General features: G+C 63.8%; 2 protein-coding genes. Both read left to right on the top strand.

Annotated features, from left to right (window positions below):
* Positions 1 to 3: 3 nt before the first annotated feature.
* Complete coding sequence (locus Q8R75_RS03760) at positions 4 to 3,312, top strand: DUF6531 domain-containing protein (protein WP_305663517.1); 3,309 nt, start codon at positions 4 to 6, stop codon at positions 3,310 to 3,312.
* 29 nt (positions 3,313 to 3,341) lie between these two features.
* Positions 3,342 to 3,695, top strand: a complete 354-nt coding sequence (locus Q8R75_RS03765; RefSeq protein ID WP_305625952.1) for a hypothetical protein — start codon at positions 3,342 to 3,344, stop codon at positions 3,693 to 3,695.
* The last annotated feature ends 159 nt before the right edge of the window (positions 3,696 to 3,854 follow it).

The following is a 3,854-nucleotide window of genomic DNA, read 5'->3' on the forward strand; positions in this document are numbered from 1 at the left end:
GACGTGTGTTGCCCCGGGGGTTCGTTTCCGGAGCCTCCGTACTCGAACTGTCGTTCATACCAGTGGATCGCTGCGGCAAGCGCCAAGCAGTCAGACCAACAGTGCCCGTCGCTCAGGCATCCGGTTTCGCTGGCCAGCGGCAACAAGTTCCTCCTCCAGCAGGACATTCAGTCCGGACCGATCGACTTCTTCCGAACGTACAACAGCCTGAGCACGCGAGCGGGCTATACGGAATTGATCACGGGCAGTCCGAGTGGCCTGATGCCGCTCGGAATCGGATGGACCTTCGATTACCAGCAGCAGATCCGGCTGCCTTCAGGTTCAACCACGACCGCGTGGTCGATTCGCGCAGGGGGTCGGGTGCTGACCTTTCAGGTCTCCGGCTCGACGTGGAATCCTGAAGCGGACGTGAGCGACCGCCTGATCGAGCTCAAGAACAGTTCCGGCGTTCGCACGGGTTGGCGCTACTGGGACGCGGCGGAGGAGCGCACGGAAACCTTCGACGCGTTGGGCAAGCTTGAGTCGGTGCGCGAGCGCGACGGCACCGTGCGCACGGTGACCTACAGCGATGGCACAGATGGCAGCGTGTCGGGCAACGGCGGCTTCGCGCTGGATGCGTCCGGTAACCCGACGACGACGGTGCTGCCCGCCGGTCGCCTGCTGCGGGTACAGGACAGCCAGGGTCAAAAGCTCACGTTCGGGCACGACGCGAGTGGCCGCATCGTCAAGGTCACGAATTCGGCCAGTCAGTCGGTGCGCTATGGCTACGACGCGGCCAACCAGCTGACTACGGTTACTTACCCGGACAGCACGGTCCGCACCTATCACTACAACGAAGCCGCTCATACGGGTGGGGCCAACCTGCCGGGTGCTTTGACCGGCATCACCGACGAGAACGGCGCCCGGTTTGCCACCTACCAGTACAACAGCGATGGGCGCGCCATCGGCGAGTCGCTGGCAGGCGGTGCGGATGCCGCAACGCTGGCCTACACCCAGAATATCAACCGCAACGTCACCCAGACAGTGGTGACGGATGCGCTGGGCACGGCGCGCACCTACAGCTTCGCCACCCAGTTCGGCGTCACGCGCTCGACCGGTGTAAGCCAACCCGGCGGCCCCGGTTGCGGGGCCTCGTCCTCGGCGATCACGTACGACGGCAACGCCAACGTTGCAAGCCGCACCGACTTTGCGGGGAACAAGACGTGCTACGGCAACGATCTCACGCGCAACCTTGAGACGGTGCGCGTTGAAGGGCTCGGTGCCGCAGACGCCTGCCCGGCGACACCGGCCAGCTACAGCCCGACGGACACCCAGCGTCGAATCAGCACCGAGTGGCATCCGCTGTGGCGCCTGAAGGTGCGCGAGGCACAACCCAAGATGATCACGACCTGGATCTATCACGGCCAGCCGGACCCCACGGCAGGCGGGGCGATCGCCAGTTGCGCGCCGACTGACGCGTATGTCTATGACACGGTGCCGATCGCCGTGCTGTGCAAACAGGTCGAACAGGCGACGACCGACGGCACGGGCGGCGCAGGCTTCGGCGCCGCGGCCACCGGCTCGCCCCGCACCTGGAGCTACACGTGGAACCGCCACGGCCAGATGCTCACCGCCAACGGCCCGCGCACGGATGTGGCGGACATCACCACCTACGAGTACTACCCGGATACCACGGCCAGCTGGACGAAGGGTGACCTGAAGAAGATCACCAACGCACTGGGGCAGGTGTGGAACTTCACCCGGTATGACGCAGCCGGGCGGCTCTTGTCGATGACCGACTCGAACGGCGTGCTCACCACCCAGACCTGGCACCCGAGAGGGTGGCTAACCAGCCGCACCGTGGCCGATGCCACCACGAGCTGGAGCTACTACCCGACCGGGCTGTTGCAGCGGCTCACGCAGCCGGACGGGCAGTACCTTGACTATGGCTACGACGACGCCCACAGGCTGACTGATATCACCGACGCCAAGGGCGACCGCACGCGATACGTGCTGGATCCGGCGGGCAACGTCGAACAGGTCGATATCACCAATGCCGAAGATGCATTGGCGCGCCAGAGCCGCACGCAGTTCGATGCACTGGGTCGGCCCTGGAAGCAGCGCAATGCGGCCGACAACGTGACAGAGCGCCAGCACGACGCGTTGGGGCGCCTGAACAAGCTCATCGACGCCAAGAGCCGCACCACCGACTATCGCTGGGATACGTTGGGCCGGCTCAAGGAAATCGAGGACGCGCAGCAGCCCGCCCGTGGGCTGACACAGGCGCAATACGACGGGCAGGACCGGCTCACGAGCCTGACCGCACCGAACGGATCAAGCACGCAATTCACCGTAAACGGGCTGGGCGATGTCACACAGGAAATCAGCCCGGACCGGGGCACGCTGACCTACACCTACGATGGTGCGGGGAACCTTACGCGTCGCACCGATGGGCTCGGAAGGGTGGCTGACTACACATGGGATGCGCTGAACAGGCCAACAAGCATCACTTATCGACCGAGTGTGGGGGCAACGCCCACCGAGACGGTGACCTACACGTGGGACAGCGCAGCGGGCTGCAATCTGGGCACCGGACGGCTGTGCATCGTGGCCGATGGATCGGGCAGCACGCTGTATAGCTACAACAGCAAGGGCCACTTGGTGCAGGAGAGCCGCACCGAAGGCGGCTCGACGCACCATTCGCAGTACGTGAGGGATCTGGCCGGAGAAACCCTGCAGTGGGTGGATCCGACTGCGTCCCAGTTCAACAGCTGGCGCCAGAGCGACGGCCACGTGCGATGGCTGAATGTGCAAAGGCCGGGCGCGTCGACGCAGTCGATCGCAGGCGTGCTTGCGTACGACGCTGCGGGGATGCTCTCCGATTCAGTGATGGCAGCCGCTTCAGACGGTATGGGCTGGTTCACTTGGCTGGGCATATCCCGCGAGTTCAATGCCGACGGCCAGTTGGTAGACAGCCTCCTCGCGCAAATCAGTCCCAGTTGGAGCCATACCTGGATGCGCACGTATGCGCCGGTTGGCGAGGCCGTCGAGGTCAGCATCACGATCGGACCGGCAGAGGCGCGGGGAACATTGATGATGTGCCGTGACTATGCGTATGCGCCATGCGAAGGAGATCAGCTCTTGGGTGCGTTGCAGATTGAAGAAGGTGGCACGCACGTTCTGCGAAGTGCTGACACCGTTCCACTAGGAATATACGCAGCGAGTTTGCGCTTTGAACCAAGGCCACCGTTCAAAGCAAGGTTCAACTTTCCAAATCAGCGCATCTTTATTGGAATTCCCCCCAGTCAATTGATGGATGACCTGTTGCAGTGAATCCGAACTGTTTGAAGAGAGGAGTTGAAATGCGATCCATGTTCAAGGTTGCCAGCTGGATGCTGGTGGGGCTGGCAAGTTCAGGCGTTCAGGCTGCGACAGTGACGTGCGCCGGGGGCGTGAGCGCGGTCACGGCCCATGCGGACGGCAGCGTCTGGGTGAAGTCGTCGTGGAATACGAACCCGGTCCAGGTGTGCAACAGCGTGACGGCGTGGAAATCCGTTCCGACGGAAGCGTGCAAGCGCTGGCACGCGGCAGCGCTGCTCGCACGCACGACGCAACAGACACTGCAGGTGTATTACGGGAACACGGCCGTGACGAGTTGCGGGTCCATGCCCGCCTACGGCGCAGCCGATGCGCCCAGCCACCTGACGAACCAGTAAGAGCGGCCGGAGGCGAAGCGGATGCGTGCAAGCGTGCGGCGATGGTTCGGGGTGCTGCTGATGGTGGCCGGTGGCTTGAGCCACGCGGACACCTATGAGTATGACGAGGTCGGCAACCTCAAGACGCTGAGCAGCCCGCGCGGCACGAGGACATACACC

The sequence above is a fragment of the Methyloversatilis sp. genome (assembly GCF_030696805.1).
Classification (GTDB): domain Bacteria; phylum Pseudomonadota; class Gammaproteobacteria; order Burkholderiales; family Rhodocyclaceae; genus Methyloversatilis.

What these genes read in the sequence shown, in the direction of transcription:
- Q8R75_RS03765 (WP_305625952.1), top strand. Translation starts at nt 3,342, where the DNA reads ATGCGATCCATGTTCAAGGTTGCCAGCTGGATGCTGGTGGGGCTGGCA.